The following is a 21,767-nucleotide window of genomic DNA, read 5'->3' as shown; positions in this document are numbered from 1 at the left end:
CCCCCGCTTCCGCGCCTTCCCGGGAGTCCGCTCCCCGGACATTTGGTGTCCGTCCCGATGATGGGCTGCCATGCAGGCGACCTCTGTCGTCTGTATCCACTGTCTCCTTTTTTTGTCCCGTGTGTCGCGCGGGAGCCAAAAAGCTGCCCCTGATTTGCAAAGTTTGGCGTCTTTCTATGTTGCGCCGCAGCAAAAATGAGGTGCAGTTCTCTTTGTGACTTCGACGATTGTTGCATTTCCTCGTTTTGTACAACGGATTTCCGTCACGTCCTGCTCCATACGCGCTTGTACTGAGCTAGCGTCGATGAATGGTCGGCAACACGCCATCCGACCGGGCTCGCAACGCACGCCAGGTTCAGGTTTCGACCGGACCGGTGCGGCGCGGAACACCGCCATCAGGCGGCTACTCAACCGAAAGGAAGTCCGAATGTCCGAAATGTCGCATCGTGGGTCGCGCCAGCGTCCGTGGCTGGTCGTGCTGGGCGCCTCCGCTCTCACCTCGCTGCTGTTGGCCACCCCCGCCTTCGCCGGTGACGTGAACCTCTCCGGCCTGTCTTCCGAACCGACCGTACAGCGCTTCATCGTCAAGACCCGCGATGCCGCGCCGGTCAGCATTTCCAGCGCGTCCGCCGCCGCTGCGGCGCCCTCGGCGGCGCTGCGCGCGACGCTGCAGTCGGCCGCCGCCGCGCTGCCGGCCAAGAACGGCCGTGCGCTCGGCCTGACCCCCCTGCGCCGCCTGGCGGTCGGGCCGGAAGTGGTCAAGGCCAGCCGTCCGCTGGACCGCGCCGAGGCCGAGACGCTGATGCGGCAGATCGCCGCCGACCCGAACGTCGAGTACGTCGAGGTCGACCAGCGCATGACCATCGCGCTGACCCCGAACGATCCGCGCCTGGGCGACCAGTGGGCCTTCGGCACCACCAACGCCGGCATCAACGTGCGCCCGGCCTGGGACAAGGCCACCGGCGACGGCGTGGTCGTGGCGGTGATCGACACCGGCATCACCAGCCACCCCGATCTCAACGCCAACGTCCTGCAAGGCTACGACTTCATCAGCGATGCGGATGCCGCACGCGACGGCGACGGCCGCGACAGCAACCCGGCCGACGAAGGCGACTGGGCTGCCGCCGGCGAGTGCTACTCCGGTTCGCCCGCCTCCAATTCCAGCTGGCACGGCACCCACGTGGCCGGCACCATCGCCGCGGTCACCAACAACGGCACCGGCGTGGCCGGCACCGCGTTCAAGGCCAAGATCCTGCCGGTGCGCGTGCTCGGCAAGTGCGGCGGCTACACCTCCGACATCGCCGATGCGATCACCTGGGCCTCCGGCGGCACCGTCAGCGGCGTGCCGGCCAACCAGAACCCGGCCGAAGTGATCAACATGTCGCTGGGCGGCAGCGGCACCTGCTCGACCACCTACCAGAACGCCATCAACGGCGCGGTCGGTCGCGGCACCACGGTGGTGGTGGCGGCGGGCAACAGCTCGACCAACGTGTCCAGCTCGGTGCCGGCCAACTGCAACAACGTGATCGCGGTGGCCGCCACCACCTCGTCGCGGGCCAAGGCCAGCTACTCGAACTACGGCGCGGGCATCGACATCTCCGCACCGGGCTCGAGCATCCTGTCCACGCTCAACGACGGCACCACCACTCCGGGCAACCCGAGCTACGCCTCCTACAACGGCACCTCGATGGCGACCCCGCACGTGGCCGGTGTGGTCGCGCTGATGCAGTCGGTGGCGCCGACCGCGCTGACCCCGGCGCAGGTGGAGAGCACCATCAAGAGCACCGCGGCCAGCTTCTCCTGCACGCAGGGTTGCGGCGCGGGCCTGCTCGACGCCAACGCGGCGGTGACCGCAGCGGCGAATGGCGGCAGCGGCGGTGGCGGCAGCGATACCGTGTTGCAGAACGGCGTGGCGGTCACCGGGCTCAGCGCCAGTTCCGGCTCCTCGCTGAACTACACCGTGAACGTGCCGTCCGGCAGCAGCACGCTGACCGTGACCATCTCCGGCGGCAGCGGCGATGCCGATCTGTACGTGCGCCTCGGCAGCGCGCCGACCGACTCGACCTACGCCTGCCGTCCGTACCTCACCGGCAACAACGAGACCTGCACCATCAGCGCCCCGTCGACCGGCACCTACTACGTCCGGGTCAAGGCCTACAGCACGTTCTCCGGCGTCAGCCTGAAGGCCGCGTACTGAGGCACTCCGTCGCGGCGGCCGCGTCACGGCCGCCGCGTACCTCCCGGTGCCGGATCGCAGCGGTTGGCGAGGATGCCGATGCTGCCACTCTCGGTCGCCCCGCGCTTCGGCGCGGGGCTTTTTTATGCGTCACCCGGCGGCAATGCCGATGATCCGCTGCGCAGGCAGTCCGAGGATGCCGCTGCATCGTCGGTGTTCTTTCGCAGTGGCGGGCAAGCCACGTTGTCGCCTCCGCCGTTGTTTGCATTCCCGCCAAAGATCCGGCGGGTGATCGATCCCATCAGCCTTCGCGCCAGCGCCAGCGATTGCCATCCTGCTCCACCCGGCCTGCGCCGCTACCGGCGAAATGCGCGCTGAAGAGGAGGGTTCTCCCCTGTGACGCATTCGTCAGCAGCGCTTCGCGGGTGCGTATTGCCTGCGCCCGATCCGCGCAGAACACCGAGCTCCATTGCGGTGCCGCGACTTGCACCGGGCTGTGCATCACATCGCCGGAAAACAGCGCACGCTCTCCGCCGGACTCCAACTCGATGGCCATGTGTCCCACGCTATGTCCCGGTGTAGGCCAGAAACGGAACCCGCCCAGCACGGTCCCCCCTGTGCGCCCCACCGTCTGGACCTGCCCAGCCGAAAGCACCGGCTGCACACTGTCCTCAAACACCATGCGGCGCGCTTCAGCGGCAGGGGTGTCGAAGAAGGCCAGCTCTTCGGCTGGCATCACATGCAGGGCGCGTGGAAACGTTGGCCGCCACCGACCTCCTTGCGCCAAGGAAGTATCCGGTTCCCATACCGTGTTCCAACCCACGTGGTCCACATGCAGGTGGGTGTGCAACACGGCGTCAACTTCGTCAGGTGCCACACCCACTGCGGCCAGCCGCTCCAGAAACGGATTGTCCAGGCGATCAAAAAGCGCACTGAACGGGCGGCTCTTGCCGTTGCCAATGCCGGTGTCGATGAGTACGGTGCGCCCCTGCCAGCGTACCAGCCAGCTACGGATCACCAGCTCGGCCAGCATGGGGCGCTGAGCCTGCTGCGCGGCCAGCAGGCCCGCATCGCCATCCGGAAACAACATCGACAGATCCAGGCCGCCCAACACGGTTTCGTCGATGGACTGCACCCGCGCCTCGCCAATCTTGAATTCCTGGGACAGCGCTATGCTGGCGCGAGCGTCCGGTACTTGACGGCTGGAGTTCGATGGATTTTTCATGGGCCTACGATAGGCACTGCAGCCAGCCCAATAAAGATCCATTCCGGCCGATACTGTGCCGCCACGGACACAATCCATGCATCTCGATCCGAACAGCGCCGGCGATTGGTTGATTTTCGTGAAGGTGGTCGAGCGCGGAAGCATCACCGCCGGTGCCGATACCTTGGCACTCCCCAAGACATCCGTCAGCCGACGGCTTCGTGCCCTGGAAGAGCGGTTGGGGGTACAGCTCCTGCAGCGCACCACGCGGCGGATGGAGTTGACCGAAGCGGGACGTGCCTTCTACACCCACTGTCAGCCCTTGGTGACCCGGCTTCAAGAGGCCGAGGCTGCTGCCCGCGAGCTGCAATCCATCCCGCGTGGGACGCTACGCATCACGGCCAGCCTGGGGGTGATGCCGGAGTTGATCGGACCGCTATTGCCGGCTTTCCAGCAGCAACATCCGGAGGTGATCCTTGACGTGGCGCTGAGCCACCACGTCGAGAACATGCCTTCGCCGGACTTTGATCTGGCACTTCGGCTTGGGCCTCTGCCCGATTCCGGCCTGGTGACACGGCGCGTCACCAGCCTGTCCAACCATATCTATGCGAGTCCTGCCTACGTGGCGCAATGGGGCGCCCCACAGGTGCCGGAGGATCTTGCCACTCACCGAGCGCTTGTCAGCCGTTTCGCGCAAAACGCGCTTGCCGATGCTGCCGCGCCTTGGGTCTGGTCGCTGCAAAGCGAGGGGTCTCCACTTCATCTCTACCCCGTCCGGCCCGTCATGGTGGCCGACGATCTGGAGCCACTCAAGCCGGCACTGCTGGCTGGTCAGGGGCTGATGCTAGTCACCGATGCGCGGGTGCACGCCCTGGTGAAGCAGGGCCGCTTGGTCCGGGTGATGCAGGACTGGCGCGGTCGCTGCCCAGAACTGCATGCCGTGTTTCCCCATGGACTGATCCAGCCGGCCAAGGTCAGGGCCTTCGTGGCCTTTCTGGTGGAGCGGCTGGCGGAGCCTATCGGCGAAAGCGGTGTAGAAGCCGCTTTCGCGGACACTTGTTGAAAGGACCGATCCTGGCCCTGGCGCGCGTTCACGACACACGCCCATCCGGTGTCAGGTTGTTTAACTTTCGCCGATTTTTTTCTGTTGGGTTGCGGGTAAACGTAAAGTACTTATCGCGCAAACAGCATGCAGTAGTGCCAATATCCAGAGAATCTGCAGGTAAGCGTCACCCCCCTGCGGCTCGGCGGCCAGCCGCCATGCCAGCAACTGGGCGCAGACTGTCGCCATGACCGGGCCACCCAGCCGCTGAACCACGTTGAGGGCCGTGGTTGCCATCGGCAACTGCGACCGTTCAACGGCTGTGTAGGCGGCAGTGGTGGAGGGGATGCCGACTGCACCTTGACCCGCGCCAATCAGGGACAGCCCCAGCAGGAGGAAAGCCAGATGCGCAGAACCTGCCGCAGCCAGGATGAACAGCCCTGCACCAACCGCTGCAAGCAGAGCGCCGCCGGTGGCGACCGCCCGGTATCCGAGGCGGCCGGTCAGCCAGCCCATGCAGGCGAACGCGCCCATCATGCCCACGCCCAGCGGCGCCAGCATCCAGCCCACATCGGCCGGCGGGCGCCCCGTGGCATGTACGAAGTACAGCGGAATCAGCACCTGGGTGGCGATGATGGCGCCATTGAGCAGGAATTGCGTCCATGCCGATGCGCGGAATACCGGCTGGGCGAACAGCGTGAGATCAAGCAGGCTGCTTTCGGCGCGGCGGCTGTGCCAGAAAAAGCCAACCAACAGGGCGAGCGCGAACGCCACCATGGTGGCTCCGGCCGGGGTGTCGAGCCGTTCCAGGCCGGACAAGGCCAAGGCGATGCCCGGTGCAATCAAGGCCAGGCCCAGCCAGTCCAGGGGTGGCGCCTGCGGGCCACGCGTTGCTTCGGCCGGCAGAAAGCGCCAGGCCATCAGGATGGCGATCAGGGTAATCGGCACGTTCATCCAGAACAGCCAGTGCCAGGATGCGTGGGTCAGCACCGCGCTGGCGACCAGCGGCCCCAGCAGTGGTGCCAGCACGATGGTGGCTGCCGCATAGCCGGAAACACGCGCCAATTGCTCGCCGGCGCTACGTGCCATGGTCAATTGCGCCAGGGGGGCCAACATCCCCGCGCTCAGGCCTTGGAGCACACGCAGTACCACCAGCGACGAAGCCGACCAGGCCAGTCCGCACAGCAGGGACGTCAGCATGAAGGCGGCAAAGCAGGCGAGGTACAGACGCCGGATACCCAGCCGCTGGACCAGCCAGCCCGTCAGCGGCAACACCATTGCGATGGCCAGCAGGTAGGCGCTGGTCGCCCACTGGATCTGCCCTAGTGTGCTATCGAACTCCGCCGCCAGGCTGGAGAGGGAAACGTTGACGACCGTGGAATTGAGCAGTGCCAGGAAGGCGCCCAGGATTGCGACGGCAACGATCTTCCATAGCCCAGTGGGGACGGTGGCAGGCCTGACAGCGTTCTTTTCCGCGCGAAGCATCAAAATCAATCCAGCCCCGTCTTGCCCAATGCCCAATACGCCTTGGCATGCCAGCGTGATGGACGGACACCGTGCTGTTTGAGCGCACGTTGCACGTGCTGGATGGCCGAGGCGCGTCCCGTCAGCACGAAGACGGCCTCGGTGTGGGCCTGCGCCGTCGCATGCGCCTGGATCGCCGACAGGTGTGCCTCATCGGCCTGGCGCTGGACGAGCAACGCGTCTGCCAGGCCAAGACGCTCGATGATCGGTTTGCATTCTTGTGGATTGCCCGCCTCCAGCAGCACCGTCAGTTGACGCTCCGGATGGGCGTGCCGCAACGCCGCAGCCAGGCCGAAGGCGGTTTCGTCGCCGACCAGGACGATGGGCGCATGGCCGCTGCCGAGATCGACCGAACGGCGCGGCCCGATGATCTGGCAAGGCGCCCCTGGTGCAGCGGTCCTGGCCCAGTCGCTGCCGGGCGCAGCGCCGTGCAGGAAGACCAGAAAGCGCGTGCTGCCGCGCACGCTGTCCCAGGCGATCGGTGTGTAGGTGCGTGCCACGCGCATGCCGCCCAGCGCGACCTGAATCTTCTGGCCGGCCGTCCAGGCGACCTCGCGCAGGGCATCCCCTTGCAGCTCGATCAGGCGAAAACGATCGGACCAGACGTCGACGGCGCTGATTTCGGCATCCTTGCCCAGCCAGCGCAGCAGCAGCTTCTCGACCCGGCCAGGCGACGGCGCACCGGGCGCGTTATCGGGTGGGACGATCGCCTCCATGAGGCCCCTCCTGTGAATCACATTTGATCCGTCTCTGGCGTGTCATGGTGGCGTTCAGTAGGCGAAATGAATCTGCGCGCGTTGGCGCGTCGGTGCCTCGATCTCGTCCAGTACGGCACGGGCGAAATCGATGCCGCTGATCGCCGACTTGCCATTGTCGTCTTGCAGCACCACATCGTCGCCGACCCGGTAGCGGCCCAGGTCCTCTCCTGGCGTGAGGGCGCTGAACTCCAGGCCCGGGCATGCAAAAAGCCAGTCCACGCCACTGGTATCGGCCAGCAGCAGGTTCAGCACATCCAGGTTTTCCCGCGCCTCGGGCAGTACTTCGGGCGGGAAGCCTTCGGGGTTTTCGATGATGCGCGGCAGGCCGGGCGCGGGCCTCAGGCAGGAAAAGCCGCCCACCACGACGAAACGCGCACCGGCCCTGGCGGCCTGTTGTGCCAATTGACCGTAGAGGCTGGGCAGCTTCCCGAACGTGTCGCCGCGCGGCGACAGCGCGGCCACGACCACGTCGGCGCCTGCGACCGCCGCCAACGCTTCGGGCCCGGTTGCCGCTGAGGCCAGGTAGCGAACCCCGTCGATTTTCGCGGCAGGGGCATTGCGGCTGATCACCGTGACCGCATGGCCACGTCGAGCCGCTTCGCGCGCGATGGCCGAGCCTGCGTATCCGGTTCCGCCGATGACGGTGATGTTTCGACTTTTCATTGGAGATTTCTCACGTCTTGATAGGAGCTTGGTTTGTCGCCGTGGTGGCCTGCCGCCTACATCGACAGGTCCATGTCCACCGGATGCCCGGCGTTCTCGCCGCCGTCGGCGACGAACTCGGCACCGGTGGAGAACGACGCTTCATCGCTGGCGACGAAGGCGATCAGACGAGCGATCTCGACCGGATCAGCCGCGCGGTGCATCGGGATCGGCAGGGTCGGCAGCGAGGGCAGCGGCGCCAGGATCGGCGTTGCGGTCAGGCCGGGATGAACCGAATTGACCCGGATCTTGTACGGCGCCAGATCGAGCGCCACGGACTTGGTCAGGCCGGTCACGCCGAACTTGCTGCTGACGTAGGCCGCCAGGTTCGGAAAGCCGCGCAGGCCGGCAATGGAGGCCAGGTTGACGATGGCGCCGCCACCAGCCTGCTTCATCGGTGCGATCACCGCCTTGATGCCATTGAACGTACCGGTCAGGTTGATGCCGATCAGCCGGTTCCAGTCCTCGTGACTGAAATCCTCGATGGGCGCGCCCTGAGCGATGCCGGCGTTGTTGAGCAACACGTCCAGCTTGCCGAATCCGGCCAGTGCCAGCGCCACCGCCGCATCCCATTGCGCCGGCTGCGTGACGTCCAGATGCACGAAACGCACGGCATCGCCCAACTCGCGGGCCAGCGCCTGCCCCTCGGCGTCCAGCAGATCGCCGATGACCACGCGCGCGCCTTCCTGCACGAATACGCGCGCGGTGGTCGCACCGATACCACGCGCGCCACCGCTGATGAGGGCGACCTTGCCTTCAAGCCGTTTCATCTTGGAATCCTTCATGGGGTGTATCAATGAAAACCGTCTTCAGCCTTCAACGGCGCGACCATGGATAGTGGCCGGCTGTGTCGTCGACGTAATCCGGATCGATATAGATGCCGATGCGGCTCACCAGCCGGCCCCGGAAGTCGTAGATCACGCTGAAGCGGCCCGCCGCCCAGGCCTTGCCGTTATGCAGCTTGCCTTCGCTCAAGCCCTCGATGCACACGCGCGCCTGGCCATCGCGCTCGCCGACCAGGAACTGGAAGGTCTCGGGCCGATGACGGATCGCGGCGACGTAGCTGCCCAGTGCCTGAAAGAACGGGCCCAGATTGGCCTTGCCCTGCGCCGTACCCCACTTGGGAAAGGTCAATTCCACGTCGTCGGTCATGAGCGAAAAGAAATCGCCCTGGGCATCCATGGTGGTCAGAAAGGTACGGGCCAGTTCGATGGCTTCTTCGCGGTTGGGGTGTTCGCTCACTGCAGTTCTCCTCGGATATGCGAAAGGAATCGCTCAAGCCGTGGCCGCGATGCGTTCGACCTGTGCGCTGGCCTGGGCTATCGCGCCATTGACGGCATCGGGGCCATAGGCGACGCCCTCGATGCGGATCTGCTCGACATCGGTCATCCCGACGAAACCCAGTAGCTGCTTCAGATAACCGGACTGGAAGTCCATCGCCGCCATCGGCCCTTCGGCGTAGTGACCGCCTGCGGCCGTGACCAGATAGACCTTCTTGCCGGTGATCAGCCCCTGTGCGCCGGCTTCGCTGAACTTGACGGTGACGCCGGGCCACAACACGTAGTCGAACCAGGCCTTGAGCTGGGTGGGGGGCGCGAAGTTGATCATCGCCGAGCCGATCACCACGACGTCGGCGGCCTGCAGTTCATCGATGAGTTCCTGCGCCAGGCCTACGGCGCCAGCCTGCTCGGGCGTGCGCGCCTCGGCCGGTGCGACACGGCCCTGGACGTAGGCAGGGCCGATGTGCGGCAGCGGTGCGGTGGACAGATTCCGTACGGTGACAGTGCCTTTGCCCTCTCGGCTCAGTGCCTGCGCCAGTTCATTGGCAAAACGGGTGGACAGCGACTGGTCCCCACTGGGGCTGGAGGTGATCAGGAGAATGCGGCGCATGAAAGATCCTTCGTTCCTTTTAATGACTTGGTAACAAATGGGGTGTCAGTTACCATTGGGAACCTGGATGGTATGACTGGCGCTCAGTCCCTACAAGAAGGCACACCCATGACACCAAGGTACATCTATTTACCTGATCCCAGCGAAGGCGGCTGCCGCGCGACGCGCGAGATTCTGGAACGCATTGGCGACAAATGGACGCTCTACGTCGTCGGTGCGTTGCGCGGCGGTCCGCGGCGCTTCAACGAACTCAAGCGCGAGGTGGACGGCGTCTCGCAGCGCATGCTGACGCTGACCCTGCGCGGACTGGAGCGCGACGGCCTGGTGACCCGCACCGTCTTCCCCAGCATTCCACCACGGGTGGATTACGAGCTGACGGAGCTGGGGCGCACGCTGTTGGAGCCGGTTGCGGTGCTGATCCATTGGGTCAACAGCAGCCGACCGGCGATCGAGGCGGCACGGGAACACTTTGATGCCGGCAGCCAGCACACGCCACTGTCGTGAGTTCGGTCCCAGGCTCTTCTCAGCACCCGCTCCGGCGGCAGGCCCAGCGCCTGCGCGGCCTGCAGGCCCTTGGCGCCGGCTTCGGCTTCGTCGTCGTAGGGATGCAGCCGGTAGACGATGCCGGCCGCATCCAGCGCCTTGGTCGCGCGCGTGGCCCTGGACATCGCGGTCGCTCAGGCGGCCTCGAAGCGGTTCGCCGCCACGTTCTTGCGCACCTTCTGCGGATCCCAGATGCGCCCGTTCATGGCGATGTAGACGCCGGCCGGCAGCGACTGCACCGCGCCGACCGCGCAGCCGATGTTGAACTCGGCGTCGGAGCCGCGGAAGCGCGCCGGGTTCAGCGCGCCGGTCATCACGATGGTCTTGCCCTCGATCGCCTGCAGCACCTTGCCGGTCTGCACCATCGAGTCGGTGCCGTGGGTGATCAGCACATGCCGCGCCGACTGCGCGGCGATGGTGGCGCGGATCAGTTCGCGGTCGTCGTCGGTGATGTGCAGCGAATCCTTGCGGATGATCGGGATGACGGTGAAGCGGAAGGTCACGCCCAGTTCCTTGAGGATCTGGCCGATCTGCGGGTCGCCGATCTGGTAGTCGGACTTGTCGTCGAAGTAGATCTTGTCGATCGTGCCGCCGGTGGTGACGATCAGGAGTTCTTCCATTGCCGTTCCTAGAAGCGTGTCGGGACGCGGCGGTGGCCGCGCAGGCCGTCCATGATACCGGGCGCGGCGGGGCGGCCGCTCAGTCGCGCCCGGCCGCGCCGCGGCGGTGGGCGAAGCGTGCGCGGATGCCTGGTGCGCTGGACAGGCCCACCACCAGCAGTGCCAGCAGCAGTTCGGCCCAGCCGTAGCCGCGCTGCGGCGGGTGGCTCCAGGCGGTCATCACCCCGTGGCTGAACCACAGCAGCGCGCCGACGCCGCTCCAGAAGCGCGCCAGCGCCGAGCCGCGCAGCACGCCCACGGCCAGCAGCAGCGGCGGTAGCGCGAACACCAGCAGGGCGGCCAGGCGGTGGCGATCGTCGTGGAACCAGGCCGCGAACAGCACCGCCAGCGCCAGCAGCGTCGCCCCCAACGCCACCCGCAGGCGCCCGCCGCTCATGGCGCCGCCAGTCGCTGCGCGATCCCGGCCAGGCGCCGGCCGAGCGCACGCGCCAGTTGCGCTTCTTCCTCGCTGGGCTGCGGATCGTCGTCGGCGCCGGCGACGTGGCTGGCGCCATACGGCGTGCCGCCGCTGCGGGTGCTGCTGAGCAGCGGTTCGGTGTAGGGAATGCCGACGATCAGGCAGCCGTGGTGCAGCAGCGGCAGGTGCATCGACAGCAGGGTGGCTTCCTGGCCGCCGTGCAGCGACGCGGTCGAGGTGAATACCGCCGCCGGCTTGCCGGCCAGCGTGCCGCTGGCCCAGTCGGCACCCAGCCCGTCGATGAAGTGCTTGACCGGCGCGGCCATGTTGCCGAAGCGGGTCGGGCTGCCCAGCGCCAGGCCCACGCACTCGCGCAGGTCGCTGGCATCCACGTACGGCGCGCCGCTGTCGGGCACCGGCGGTGCACTGGTCTGGGTGACCGCGGCCACCGGCGGTACCGTGCGCAGGCGCGCGGCCATGCCCGGCACCTCGCCGACGCCGCGCGCGATCTGCCGCGCCAGGCGCGCCACCGAGCCGCCGCGGCTGTAGTACAGGACCAGAATCTCGGCCATGCGGCCCTCTCGTGGATCGGAACGGCCGCCAGTATCGACGATGCCGGTGTCCATGCGCATCGGGTACCCTTGCCCGATGCAGCCGCTGGACACCGTCAACCTCTGGGCCGATCGCCTGCGCGACCGCGCGCGCATGCGCAGTTTCGCCGGCTTCCTGTGGCGGCGCTTCATCGACGACCGGCTGTTCCAGGCCGCGGCCTCGCTGGCCTACACCACCATCTTCGCGCTGGTGCCGCTGGCGGTGGTGGTGTTCGGGGTACTGTCGGCGTTCCCGGTGTTCGACAAGTGGAGCGACCAGCTCAGCGACTACATCTTCTCCAACTTCGTGCCGGCCGCGGCGCGTTCGGTGGAGTCCTACCTGCGGCAGTTCTCGGCCAGCGCCGGGCAACTGACCACTGCCGGCGTGATCGCGCTGGTGGTCTCGCTGCTGATCACCCTCAACAGCGTGGAACAGACGTTCAACCAGATCTGGCGGGTGGTGTCGGCGCGGCCGCAGCTGACCCGCTTCCTGGTGTACTGGACCGTGCTGACCCTCGGTGCGCTGCTGGCCGCGGCGTCGCTGGCGGTGTCGGCGCGCTTCTTCGCGCTGCCGCTGTTCAAGACCAGCGAGGGCCGGCTGCTGGCGCAGGTGGTGCTGAGCGTGGCGCCTGTGCTGATCGAGTTCGTGTGCATCACCCTGGTGTACCGGGTGGTGCCGCACCACACGGTCAAGCTGCGCCACGCGGTGCCCGGCGCGCTGCTGGCGGTGCTGCTGCTGGAACTGGTGAAGTGGGGTCTGAGCCTGTACCTGGGCAGCTTCCAGTCGTACCAGCGCATCTACGGCACGGTCGCGTTCGTGCCGATTTTCCTGCTGTGGATCTACCTGAGCTGGATCGCGATCCTGCTCGGCGCCTCGGTGTCCTCCTCGATCGCCGCCTTCCGCTACCAGCCGGCCTCGATGCGCCTGCCGGCCGGCTACGAGATCTATGGCCTGCTGCGCCTGCTCGGGCGTTTCGCGCAGGCGCGCAAGCAGGGCAGCGGCCTGCAGGAGGACCAGGTCCTGCAGTTGGAGCCGATGCTGACCGACTCGCTGATGCAGCAACTGCTGTGCGAACTGGAGCGCATCCGCCTGCTCCGCCGCACCGAGCAGGGCGACTGGCTGCTGGCCCGCGACCTGAGCGACCTGCCGGTGGCCGAGCTGTACGAGAATTGCCAGTTGCGCATCCCTGTCGTCGAGACCTACCTGCCGTGCCGCGACGACGCCCTGGGCCAGGCGGCGTGCCGCGCGCTGGACGAACTGCGCCTGCCGTTGCGCGACGTGCTCAAGCGTCGCGTCGGCGACCTCTACACCGAGATCGGAGACCTTGCATGACCGCCATGCGCCTGTTGTTCCCGCTGTTCGCCGCCGCCGCCCTGCTGGCCGGGTGCGACCGCCAGCCCACGCCGAAGCCGGCCGATGGCGCCGCGACCACTGCACCGTCCTCCGCGCCGAAGGCGCCGTCTGCCCCGGCCGCGCCGGAAGCGCCCGCCGCACCGGCGGCCGGACCGTCGGTGGTGCAGGAGACCCGCCCCGAGCCGACCCTGAAGATGAAGGCGGTGGACGGCCGCGAGTACGACCTGGCCGCGCACCGCGGGCAGTGGGTGGTGGTGAACTTCTGGGCGACGTGGTGCGCGCCGTGCCTGAAGGAGATGCCGGAGCTGTCGGCCCTGCACGTGATGCGCGACAACATCGAGGTGGTGGGCCTGGCCTACGAGGACATCGAGCCGGCGGAGATGCAGGCATTCCTGAAGCAGCACCCGGTCGCCTACCCGATCGTCATCGTCGACACCTATGCACCGCCGGCCGACTTCGCCACCCCGCGCGGCCTGCCGATGACCTACCTGATCGCGCCCGACGGCAAGCTCGCCAAGCAGTTCCTGGGGCCGGTCACCGCCCACGACATCGAAACCGCGATCGCCGCCGCCGGTGGCCCGGCGCCTGGGCAGGGCAAGGGGAAGGCGGCGGGGTGAGGGTGTGGGTGGCCTGGGTGGCGCGGCCGCCGCCCGGGATTGGGGATTCGGGATTGGGGATGCGCACTTCCGTGCGTGCGCATGGTGTCGCTGTCCGACCGCCGCTGGCCGCGGGGCCGCCGTAGGAGCGGCTTCAGCCGCGACTCGGAAAGCCGACCCGTGCTGGCGCTGCGGGTGCGCCCGCACCGCCCTCCGATGCGTCAGAAGCGCGAGAGCTTTCCTTGTGGGAGGGACTTCAGTCCCGACGCCTTGTGCGATGAGAGGCTTGGACGGCTTCACCCGTCGCGGCTGAAGCCGCTCCTACCGGAGGCAGGACCTGCTTTGCATTCGGTGAGCCGCGATCCAGCGTAGGGCGGCTTCAGCCGCGACCCGTTCCCACCGAATCGGCTAACTGCGCCGCCCAACAACGTGCGATCACACGATGACTGCACGCCGCACGCTTCACCCAATCCCGATTCCCTAATCCCCATTCCCGACGTCATACGACGGAATCGGCTGCAGCAGCCCGAACTTTTCCTTGTGCAGCTTGTGCTTCAGCGGCGGCAGGTCCAGGTCCGGTTCGTGCAGGCGGGTTTCCGGCAACTGGTCGAGCAGGTGCCGGATCAGGGTCAGGCGGCCGCGCTTCTGGTCGTTGAAGTCGACCAGGGTCCACGGCGCGTAGTCGCGGTGGGTGGCTTCCAGCATCGCCTCGCGCGCGCGGGTGTAGTCGGCGTACTGGCTGCGCGATTTCAGGTCCACCGGCGACAGCTTCCAGCCCTTCAGCGGGTCGTGCAGGCGCTCGGCGAAGCGCTTTTCCTGCTGCGCCTGGTCCACGCACAGCCAGTACTTGAACAGGCGGATGCCGTCGTCCACCAGCATCCGCTCGAACATCGGAGTCTGGCGCAGGAAGGCGTGGTACTCGGCGTCGCTGCAGTAGCCCATGACCCGTTCCACGCCGGCGCGGTTGTACCAGCTGCGGTCCATCAGCACGATCTCGCCGGCGGCCGGCAGGTGCGCGATGTGGCGCTGGAAATACCACTGCGTGGCTTCGCGGTCGGTCGGCTTGGGCAGGGCGACCACGCGGCACTGGCGCGGGTTCAGGTGTTCGGCGATGGCCTGGATCGCGCCGCCCTTGCCGGCGGTGTCGCGGCCTTCGAACAGCACCAGTACGCGCTCGCCGCTGTGCTGCACCGCCTGCGCCATCGCGGTCAGTTCCAGCTGCAGCGGTTGCATCAGGGCCTTGTACTGCTTGCGCTTGAGGTGACTCATTTGCTGCTCCGCTTGCGGGTACCGGTACCGGCCATGCTGCGCGCCACTTCCAGCAGCGCGCCCTGCTGGCGGGTGTCGAGGGCGCGGTAGGCCTGCAGCAGATCGTGTTCGCCGCGGGTGCGCGCCGGGTCCAGCTGGCTGGCCAGTTCGCCGAGCAGCGCACCGGCGGGAACGCCGAAGGTGCGTGCCAGGGCGGTGAGCTGGGCGCGTCCGGGCAGCTTCTCGCCGGCCATCCAGGCCTTGACCGTGGCCGCGCCGGCGCGCGGGATGGCCGCGGCGATGTCCGCGGCGCTCATGCCGCTGGCCTTGGCCAGCAGGCGCAACGTGGTGTCCAGGGGCATGCGGGAGTCCAGGTCATTCCTTCAGCCGCGGGCGCAGCGTGGCCAGATTGCAGGGACGGGTGCGGGCATCCAGTTGCGCGGCGATGATCCGCTCCCAGGCGGTGCGGCAGGCCGAGGTGGAGCCGGGCAGGCAGAACAGGAAGGTGGCGTTGGCCAGGCCGGCGAAGGCGCGCGACTGCAGCGAGGAGGTGCCGATCTCCTCGACGCTGATCGCACGGAACAGCTCGCCGAATCCGGGCATCTCCTTGTCCAGCAGCGGCAGCAGCGCCTCGGGCGTGGAATCGCGGCCGGTGAAGCCGGTGCCGCCGGTGACCAGGATGCCGTCCACCTGCGGGTCGGCGATCCAGGCCGAGACCGTGGCGCGCATCCGGTAGCGATCGTCCGGCAGCAGTGCCCGCGCATGCAGGCGATGACCGACGCCCTGGAGGGCGGCGACCAGGTAGTCGCCGGAGCTGTCCTGGTCGAGGGTGCGCGTGTCCGAGACGGTCAGCACGCACAGGTTCAAGGCGATGAAGTCGGCGTTGGCGCTCATGCCGGCAGCCTAGCCGCTCGCCCGGCCGGCGTACAGCCTGCCTGCGCCGGCGCTTCAGCTACCGTGGCACGGGGACCACCGCGCGCTGGGGGTAAGCCGGCGCGCGCCATCCAGATGCAGGCCCATACGGGTGGGCGCTGGTTGAGGCCGAAGCCGACGCCTAATCGCGATCGAGTCGCTTCATGCTGAGGATCGGGGTATTGACCAGGCGATTGCCAGCGGTGAATTGCAGGACGGTTGCGCCCTCCACGTGGATCCAGGCGTCTTTGCTGCGGATATGCAGAAATGTGGTGTCCTTTTCGGCGAACCCATCGGGATCCGCGCGCAGGAACACGGTGCCGTTGCCGTTCGCTGCGCCGGTCATCCGGACGGCGGTGTTGTTGGTGATTGTGGCGGTGTCGGCGTTGCGCGCGACGCCGATCAGCACTTCGAAGGCCATGGTCGAATCTCCTCATTGGATCAAGCAAGGGGGGCGGGCCCAGCAGGGCACGTCGATTGCCGCGCGATGCAGCGCGACCGGGCCACTATGGTGGGCGTGGGAGAAGGTGGCGCTCGGGGGCAATGCTGATTGCCGAAGGGCAGACGCCTGATCGCAAAAGGATTTGAATCTTTGGCGTTCATCCGGGGTAGGTGAGCCGCTTCGATGCGGATCGCGTGCCTTGCTCGCCAATTGTCACGCCAGGAGCAATGTGCGAGGTCGGAAGCGGCTGACGCTCGCGGCACAGTCTGCCGCCAGCGGCAGGCGTTCGGGTTCGCGCTGCAGTGCGCGACGCTGCGCATCCGCGCTGTGCCACTCGGTGCACTCAAGCAGGGTGCGGCCGTCGTCGGACAGGTACAGATGCGCGGCGATCAACCCGCGCAGCGCGTGCGGGCCATCCTGCAGGGCGGCGAAGGCGGCGTCGGCACGGCCCTGTGCCTGCGCCGCATCGCGTGTCGGCACGCGTGCGACCACCACACAGGATGTTTCTCGGTGCGGATCGGACACGCCGCAGCGGATGCGCCGGTAGCGACGCAGCGTCCGCCGCAGTGCAGGCAGGCGCGCGTGCAGCAGCCCATGCAGTTCGGGTGCCGCGTCGCAGCAGCAACGCGCGTACAGCAGGTCGGGGGTGTCGCCCAGGGATTCCATCCAGGTCAGGGCCTGCAGGCGGTGGTCGCACAGGCCGCGCACGCGTTCAAACAGCGCGGTCCGGTCGGGTATGGGCGCCTCGGCGAGCAGCATGCTGTGCGATGGCGTGGGAGGAAGGGGCAGTGAAGTGGGGAACGACAGCGACATCGCGGGATCTGCATGGGGAGCGTGCGCGCAGTGTCGGACCTCAAGTTGACTTGAGGTCAAGCAGCGAGGCTGATCCGAGTGGAAGTGGACATGCATACCTTGCGTCTCGCACTCGCTGCCGGCGCGATCTGCCGCGGCGCAGCCTCCTCATCATGGTGCGTATCGTGGCATTGCACGCGTCGAGTGATTCAAGGATGCGATATCGAGGGGGGCATCGGCTAGTCCGATGGCGCTAGGCAACGGGCTTCAGTGCCTTGCCCGATGCCTGCGGTGGCGGTGCAGCGCATCCGCAAGCGATCGATCAGGCCGAGGCTCCGCCTTGCCAACCGTGGCGGGCCGCGGTGTCGCGCAGCAGCGCGGCGAAGTCGTCGGCAAATCCCTGCATGTCGAACAGGCCGCTGTCCGCACGCCGTGCGTGCAGTCGCTCGCGCAATGCCTGCAGCGCCGCGGGATCGCGCCCCAGGCGCACTGCGGTGGCGACGAACGCCGCATCGTCGGCGGCGTTCATCTCGTCCAGGCCGAGATGATGGTTGAGGCTGCCGGCCACGCGCGCGGCGAAGGTGCTGCCGGGGCAGGTCAACACCGGGCAGCCGGCCCACAAGGCATCGGAGGCGGTGGTGTGGGCGTTGTACGGATGCGTGTCGAGGAACAGGTCGGCGTGCCGGTAGCGCGCCAGATACTCCGGGTGCGCGAGCTTGGGCATGAAGCGCAGGCGCGTCGGGTCCACGCCGGCCGCCGTAGCGGCCGCACGCAGCCGGTCATCGGCCTGGCCAGGGCCGGACAGCAGCCACAGCACGCTGTCGGGCACCTGCCGCAGCACCTCCAGCATCCGCGCCATGCTGCGTGGGCCGAGCTTGTAGCTGTTGTTGAAGCAGCAGAACACGGTGCCGCGCTCGGGAAGGCCGCAGTCGCGGCGTGAGGGCGGGGTGCCGACGGTGCGGGTGTCGTCGGAGGGCTGGAAGGCGCGCGGCAGCCGCAGCACCCGCTCGCTGCAGTGCGCGGCCAGCGCCGGCGGTAGCGCATAGGCATCGCCGATCACGTAGTCGATCCATGGCGCGCCGGAGGTGCCCGGGTAGGCCAGCCAGTTCAATTGCACCGGTGCAGGACGCAACGCCAGCACCTCCGGCGTGCCGCCGCCCCCCCAGCCGCGCAGATCGAACAGCAGATCGATGCCGGCGTCGCGGATCTGTTGCGCGGTCTGCCGATGCGGCTGCCCGGCCACGTTGTGCCAAGCGTGTGCAGCCGCCTGCAGGCGCGCACGCAGCGCGCTGCGGTCGTCGCCGTTGAGCGCGAACAGGTGCACCTGCAGATCGGCGTGCGCGCGCAGGCGCTCGAACAGGGCGACGGTCAGCAGGCCGGTGGGATGCGCGCCGAAGCCGTTGGACAGGAAGCCGATACGCAACGCGCCATCGCGGCGCACCTGTGCAGCCGGCAGCGGCGCGACGGTACGTGCCAGCGCCTGGGCACGGTTGCGCGCGCAGCGCAGTTGTTCGTCCGCGCCCGCGTCCTCGTTGAGGAAGGCGAACGGTTCGATCGCCGGGTGCCCTTGCCGCACCGCGCTGCGCACCTGTTGCGACAGTGCGTCCAGCCCGCGCCAGTCGCACAGCTTGCGGCGCCAGTTCAGCAGGTAGGCGGCGATCGAAGGCTCCTGCGGCAGCAGGGCATGCGCATGCGCGTACGCCTGCGCCGCGGCTTCGGCCTCGCCGTTGTCCTCCAGCGCGTGGCCCAGCCACACCGCGATGCCCGGGTGCTGCGGCGCTTGCTGCAGCGCCTCGCGCAACGCGTGCGCGGCTTCGGCATGGCGGCCCTGGGTCCAGCGCACCCGGCCCAGGCGCGCCAGCGCCTCCGGATGACCGGGGCGCAACTGCAGCGCGCGCAGCGCGGCCTGCTCGCCGGCCGCCACCGCGCCTGCGCCGAGTTCGGCGTCGGCGAGCATTACCCAGGCCAGGAAGTCCTGCGGATCGCGCCGCACTGCGGCCTGCAGTTGCAGGCGTTCGTCGGCGCCGCCGTTCATGCCACCGTGGCGGCCGCGACCGACCGCGGGCGATGCGCGCTCATGGCGCCAGCGCCTTGGCGTAGTGCTGCGCGCTCAGCTCCTGCTGCCAGCCGCAGGCGCGGTACAGGGCCTGCGCGGCGAGATTGTCCTGCGCCGTCTCCAGCACGATGCGCGCTGCGCCGTCGTTCGCGGCGTGGCGGTCGGCGGCGTGCAGCAGCGCCTGCGCCACGCCGTGGCGGCGGTGCGCGGGCGTCACGTACAGATCGTTGAGGATCCACAGCCGTGCCGCCCGCACCGAAGAGAAGGACGGATACAACTGCACGAAGCCCGCGGCCTGCGCGTCGCGTTCGGCCAGCAGCACGACCGACTCGGCGCGGGCCATGCGCGCGGCGAGAAACGCGTGCGCAGTCACCGCATCCGGCGCCTGCCCGTAGAACTGCCGGTAGGCATCGAACAGCGCCGCCAGGACCGGCAGGTCGTGCGTATCCGCCTGGCGCACGCGCACGCTCATGGGCTGTCGCTCAGGCGCGCCAGTTCGTCGACCTGGTGCTCGTGGCTCAGGCGCCCGATCAGTGCATCGAGGTCGCCCTCGATGACGTTCGGCAGGTCGTACAGGGTCAGGCCCTCGACACGGTGGTCGGTGATGCGGCCCTGCGGGAAGTTGTAGGTACGGATGCGCTGGCTGCGGTCGCCGCTGCCGACCTGCAGCTTGCGGTCCTGCGCCTCGGCCGCGGCCTGCTTGCTGCGCTCGGCCTCCAGCAGCTGCGCCTTGAGCCGCTTCAGCGCCTTGTCGCGGTTGGCGTGCTGGCTGCGCTCGGTCTGGCATTCCACCACCACGCCGCTGGGCACATGGGTGATGCGGATCGCCGACTCGGTCTTGTTGACGTGCTGGCCGCCAGCGCCGGAGGAACGGAAGGTGTCGATCTTCAGGTCGGCCGGGTTGATCGCGATCTCCTCCACGTCGTCGGTCTCGGGAATGATCGCCACCGTCGCCGCCGAGGTGTGGATGCGGCCCTGCGACTCGGTCGCCGGCACGCGCTGCACGCGGTGCGTGCCGGATTCGAACTTCAGCTTGGAGTAGGCGCCGCGGCCGACGATGCGCGCCACGACTTCCTTGTAGCCGCCGTGCTCGCCGGGGCTGTCCGATTCCACTTCCACCTTCCAGCCCTGGCGTTCGGCGTAGCGGGCGTACATGCGGAACAGGTCGCCGGCGAAGATCGCCGCCTCGTCGCCGCCGGTGCCGGCGCGCACTTCCAGGAACAGGTTGCCGTCGTCGCGCGGATCGCGTGGCACCAGCAGCAGCGCCAGTTCCGCGTCCAGCTCGGCCAGGCGCGCCTGCGCGGCGGCGATTTCCTCCTCGGCCAGCTCGCGCAGTTCCGGATCGGCGCGCATCGCCTCGGCCGAGGCCAGGTCGGCCTTGGCCGCGGCCTCGGCGGCCAGCGCGGCGGCGACCGGCTCCAGTTGCGCGAACTCGCGCGAGTAATCGCGGAAGCGCGTGTTGTCGCTCACCACCTCGGGGTCGGACAGCAGGCGTTCGAGTTCTTCGCGACGCTCGGCCAGCGCCTCCAGCTTACGGCGCAGGGTCGGTGTCATCGGTCTTCAGGATCGGGTGGAAATAGCCCGGCTTCTCCGGGAACAGGCGCTCGGCGGCGCGCGCCAGCTCGGCGTCGCCGCGCAGCGCCGCCTCGCGCAGCGCGGCGGTGGGCGGGTGCAACAGGCGGTTGGTCAGGGTGTTGGCGAGGAACTCCAGCACCTCGTCGGCCGGCTTGCCGTGCGCCAGTTGCTGCCGCGCCTTGGCCAGCACGTCGTCGCGGGTGCTGTCGCCGTGCGCGCGCAGGCGTTTGAGCGGCGCCTGGCGGGTGCTGGCCTGCAGCGCGTCCATGTAGCGCACCACCTGCAGGTCGATGATCGCTTCGGCCGCCTCGGCGGCCTCGCGGCGGCCGCGACGGTTGTCCTCGACCGCGCGCTCCAGGTCGTCGACGGTGTACAGGTAGGCGTCGGCCAGGTCGGCCACGGCGGCCTCGATGTCGCGCGGCACCGCCAGGTCGAACAGCAGCATCGGCTTGTGCTTGCGCGCGCGCAGCGCCTGTTCGACCTGCGCCCGCGTCACTACCGGCTCGCGTGCGGCGGTGGCCGAGAACACCACGTCGGCTTCGTGCAGGTGGCGCTCCAGCTCGCTCAGCGGCAGCGCCACGCCGCCGTGGCGGCTGGCCAGCTCCTGCGCGTGGGCGAGGGTGCGGTTGGCGATCAGCAGGCGCCGCACGCGGCCCTCGCTGAGATGCTTGGCGGCCAGCTCGATGGTCTCGCCGGCGCCGACCAGCAGCACGGTCGATTCGCTGAGCCGGGCGAAGGAGCTTTGCGCCAGGCGCACCGCGGTGGAGGCGACCGAGACCGGATTGGCGCCCACGCGTGTGTCGGTTCGCGCGCGTTTGGCGACCGAGAAGGTCTGCTGGAACAGCCGGTCCAGGCGGCTGCCCATCGCCCCGTGCTCGCGCGCCAGCGACCAGGCGTCCTTCACCTGGCCGAGGATCTGCGGCTCGCCCAGTACCATCGAGTCCAGTCCGGTGGCGACCCGGAACAGGTGCCGCACCGCGTCCGCATCCTGGTGCTGATAGAGATAGCCGTGCAGGCCGGCGGCATGCGCATCCAGCCAGTCGGCCAGGTGCTGCGCATCGCCGGCGATGGCGTACAGCTCGGTGCGGTTGCAGGTGGACAGCAGCGCCGCCTCGGCGACGTCGGGCAGCGCGCGCAGCGATTGCAGCGCGCGCGGCAATGCGTCGCCGGCGAATGCCACCCGTTCGCGCAGGTCGACCGGCGCGGTCTGGTGGTTCAATCCGAGCACCCACAACGTCATCTGTTCAGTTGCTTGCGATAAGCTGCTGGCCATTCAGGGCCCCATT

General features: G+C 68.3%; 24 protein-coding genes and 1 pseudogene. 5 read left to right on the top strand and 20 right to left on the bottom strand.

The window, feature by feature from the left end; translation table 11 throughout:
* Positions 1 to 436 precede the first annotated feature (436 nt).
* Positions 437 to 2,197: a S8 family peptidase gene (locus tag AC1G9L_RS17775; protein WP_481071177.1), complete on the top strand. Its 1,761-nt coding sequence runs from the start codon at positions 437 to 439 to the stop codon at positions 2,195 to 2,197.
* A gap of 280 nt (positions 2,198 to 2,477) precedes the next feature.
* Here the strand turns inward: AC1G9L_RS17775 and AC1G9L_RS17770 are convergent, their stop codons facing one another.
* Complete coding sequence (locus AC1G9L_RS17770) at positions 2,478 to 3,401, bottom strand: MBL fold metallo-hydrolase (protein ID WP_481069611.1); 924 nt, start codon at positions 3,399 to 3,401, stop codon at positions 2,478 to 2,480.
* A gap of 76 nt (positions 3,402 to 3,477) precedes the next feature.
* Here AC1G9L_RS17770 and AC1G9L_RS17765 point away from each other — a divergent pair, with 76 nt between their 5' ends.
* A complete protein-coding gene (locus AC1G9L_RS17765) occupies positions 3,478 to 4,443 on the top strand; it encodes a LysR substrate-binding domain-containing protein (protein ID WP_019799986.1) in 966 nt (321 codons plus the stop codon).
* Positions 4,444 to 4,503: 60 nt separating this feature from the next.
* On the opposite strand, the gene AC1G9L_RS17760 is transcribed toward AC1G9L_RS17765, so the two are convergent.
* Genes AC1G9L_RS17760 through AC1G9L_RS17735 form a run of 6 tightly spaced genes read right to left on the bottom strand, consistent with a single transcriptional unit; the run spans position 4,504 to position 9,296 of the window.
* On the bottom strand, positions 4,504 to 5,907 hold the full coding sequence (locus AC1G9L_RS17760) for an MFS transporter (protein ID WP_481069610.1): 1,404 nt from the start codon (positions 5,905 to 5,907) through the stop codon (positions 4,504 to 4,506).
* Positions 5,908 to 5,912: 5 nt separating this feature from the next.
* The gene (locus tag AC1G9L_RS17755; RefSeq protein WP_019799984.1) at positions 5,913 to 6,662 is read right to left on the bottom strand and encodes an SIP domain-containing protein; all 750 of its coding nucleotides are present in this window, start codon (positions 6,660 to 6,662) and stop codon (positions 5,913 to 5,915) included.
* Positions 6,663 to 6,716: 54 nt separating this feature from the next.
* The gene (locus tag AC1G9L_RS17750; RefSeq protein WP_481069609.1) at positions 6,717 to 7,367 is read right to left on the bottom strand and encodes an NAD(P)-dependent oxidoreductase; all 651 of its coding nucleotides are present in this window, start codon (positions 7,365 to 7,367) and stop codon (positions 6,717 to 6,719) included.
* A 56-nt stretch (positions 7,368 to 7,423) separates the two neighbouring features.
* Positions 7,424 to 8,176: a glucose 1-dehydrogenase gene (locus AC1G9L_RS17745; RefSeq protein WP_481069608.1), complete on the bottom strand. Its 753-nt coding sequence runs from the start codon at positions 8,174 to 8,176 to the stop codon at positions 7,424 to 7,426.
* A gap of 46 nt (positions 8,177 to 8,222) precedes the next feature.
* Positions 8,223 to 8,648 (bottom strand): hypothetical protein, encoded by a 426-nt coding sequence (locus tag AC1G9L_RS17740; protein ID WP_019799981.1) that lies wholly within the window; start codon positions 8,646 to 8,648, stop codon positions 8,223 to 8,225.
* Positions 8,649 to 8,681: 33 nt separating this feature from the next.
* Positions 8,682 to 9,296, bottom strand: a complete 615-nt coding sequence (locus AC1G9L_RS17735; protein WP_019799980.1) for an NAD(P)H-dependent oxidoreductase — start codon at positions 9,294 to 9,296, stop codon at positions 8,682 to 8,684.
* 72 nt (positions 9,297 to 9,368) lie between these two features.
* Here AC1G9L_RS17735 and AC1G9L_RS17730 point away from each other — a divergent pair, with 72 nt between their 5' ends.
* Positions 9,369 to 9,800: a winged helix-turn-helix transcriptional regulator gene (locus tag AC1G9L_RS17730; protein WP_481069607.1), complete on the top strand. Its 432-nt coding sequence runs from the start codon at positions 9,369 to 9,371 to the stop codon at positions 9,798 to 9,800.
* Between the two features lie 19 nt (positions 9,801 to 9,819).
* Here AC1G9L_RS17730 and AC1G9L_RS17725 read toward each other — a convergent pair.
* From AC1G9L_RS17725 to wrbA, 4 genes and pseudogenes are all read right to left on the bottom strand, one after another.
* Positions 9,820 to 9,964 (bottom strand): annotated as a pseudogene (locus AC1G9L_RS17725) (Cys-tRNA(Pro) deacylase); the annotation flags it as partial.
* Positions 9,965 to 9,973: 9 nt separating this feature from the next.
* Positions 9,974 to 10,459 carry an asparaginase domain-containing protein gene (locus tag AC1G9L_RS17720; protein ID WP_010341245.1) on the bottom strand — a complete coding sequence of 162 codons (486 nt, stop codon included), beginning with the start codon at positions 10,457 to 10,459 and terminating at the stop codon, positions 9,974 to 9,976.
* A gap of 79 nt (positions 10,460 to 10,538) precedes the next feature.
* Complete coding sequence (locus AC1G9L_RS17715) at positions 10,539 to 10,895, bottom strand: DUF2069 domain-containing protein (protein WP_481069606.1); 357 nt, start codon at positions 10,893 to 10,895, stop codon at positions 10,539 to 10,541.
* The gene (wrbA, locus tag AC1G9L_RS17710) at positions 10,892 to 11,488 is read right to left on the bottom strand and encodes an NAD(P)H:quinone oxidoreductase (RefSeq protein ID WP_481069605.1); all 597 of its coding nucleotides are present in this window, start codon (positions 11,486 to 11,488) and stop codon (positions 10,892 to 10,894) included. Before wrbA ends, AC1G9L_RS17715 begins: the two co-directional genes overlap by 4 nt.
* A gap of 76 nt (positions 11,489 to 11,564) precedes the next feature.
* On the opposite strand from wrbA, the gene AC1G9L_RS17705 reads away from it, so the two are divergent.
* Positions 11,565 to 12,839 carry a YihY family inner membrane protein gene (locus AC1G9L_RS17705; protein ID WP_019802050.1) on the top strand — a complete coding sequence of 425 codons (1,275 nt, stop codon included), beginning with the start codon at positions 11,565 to 11,567 and terminating at the stop codon, positions 12,837 to 12,839.
* Positions 12,836 to 13,477, top strand: a complete 642-nt coding sequence (locus tag AC1G9L_RS17700) for a TlpA family protein disulfide reductase (protein ID WP_420008989.1) — start codon at positions 12,836 to 12,838, stop codon at positions 13,475 to 13,477. Before AC1G9L_RS17705 ends, AC1G9L_RS17700 begins: the two co-directional genes overlap by 4 nt.
* A 459-nt stretch (positions 13,478 to 13,936) precedes the next feature.
* On the opposite strand, the gene ppk2 is transcribed toward AC1G9L_RS17700, so the two are convergent.
* From ppk2 to hemA, 9 genes are all read right to left on the bottom strand, one after another.
* Positions 13,937 to 14,725 carry a polyphosphate kinase 2 gene (gene ppk2, locus AC1G9L_RS17695; protein WP_019800536.1) on the bottom strand — a complete coding sequence of 263 codons (789 nt, stop codon included), beginning with the start codon at positions 14,723 to 14,725 and terminating at the stop codon, positions 13,937 to 13,939.
* A complete protein-coding gene (locus AC1G9L_RS17690) occupies positions 14,722 to 15,066 on the bottom strand; it encodes a helix-turn-helix domain-containing protein (protein ID WP_017911650.1) in 345 nt (114 codons plus the stop codon). Before AC1G9L_RS17690 ends, ppk2 begins: the two co-directional genes overlap by 4 nt.
* Positions 15,067 to 15,079: 13 nt before the next feature.
* Positions 15,080 to 15,598 carry a molybdenum cofactor biosynthesis protein B gene (gene moaB, locus AC1G9L_RS17685; RefSeq protein WP_019800535.1) on the bottom strand — a complete coding sequence of 173 codons (519 nt, stop codon included), beginning with the start codon at positions 15,596 to 15,598 and terminating at the stop codon, positions 15,080 to 15,082.
* Positions 15,599 to 15,758: 160 nt separating this feature from the next.
* Positions 15,759 to 16,037: a hypothetical protein gene (locus AC1G9L_RS17680; protein ID WP_019800534.1), complete on the bottom strand. Its 279-nt coding sequence runs from the start codon at positions 16,035 to 16,037 to the stop codon at positions 15,759 to 15,761.
* 234 nt (positions 16,038 to 16,271) lie between these two features.
* Positions 16,272 to 16,967 carry a hypothetical protein gene (locus AC1G9L_RS17675; RefSeq protein WP_481069604.1) on the bottom strand — a complete coding sequence of 232 codons (696 nt, stop codon included), beginning with the start codon at positions 16,965 to 16,967 and terminating at the stop codon, positions 16,272 to 16,274.
* A 205-nt stretch (positions 16,968 to 17,172) separates the two neighbouring features.
* Entirely contained in the window at positions 17,173 to 18,885 is a 1,713-nt protein-coding gene (locus tag AC1G9L_RS17670; RefSeq protein WP_481069603.1) for an O-linked N-acetylglucosamine transferase, SPINDLY family protein, read from the bottom strand.
* 40 nt (positions 18,886 to 18,925) lie between these two features.
* Positions 18,926 to 19,378, bottom strand: a complete 453-nt coding sequence (locus tag AC1G9L_RS17665; protein ID WP_481069602.1) for an N-acetyltransferase family protein — start codon at positions 19,376 to 19,378, stop codon at positions 18,926 to 18,928.
* Positions 19,375 to 20,460: a peptide chain release factor 1 gene (gene prfA, locus AC1G9L_RS17660; protein ID WP_481069601.1), complete on the bottom strand. Its 1,086-nt coding sequence runs from the start codon at positions 20,458 to 20,460 to the stop codon at positions 19,375 to 19,377. The genes AC1G9L_RS17665 and prfA overlap by 4 nt, the downstream gene beginning before the upstream one ends.
* Entirely contained in the window at positions 20,438 to 21,721 is a 1,284-nt protein-coding gene (gene hemA / locus AC1G9L_RS17655) for a glutamyl-tRNA reductase (RefSeq protein ID WP_481069600.1), read from the bottom strand. Before hemA ends, prfA begins: the two co-directional genes overlap by 23 nt.
* Positions 21,722 to 21,767 lie beyond the last annotated feature (46 nt).

It is taken from the genome of Xanthomonas sp. NCPPB 1132 (assembly GCF_056629235.1).
This window is presented reverse-complemented; position numbering and strand designations above follow the sequence as displayed.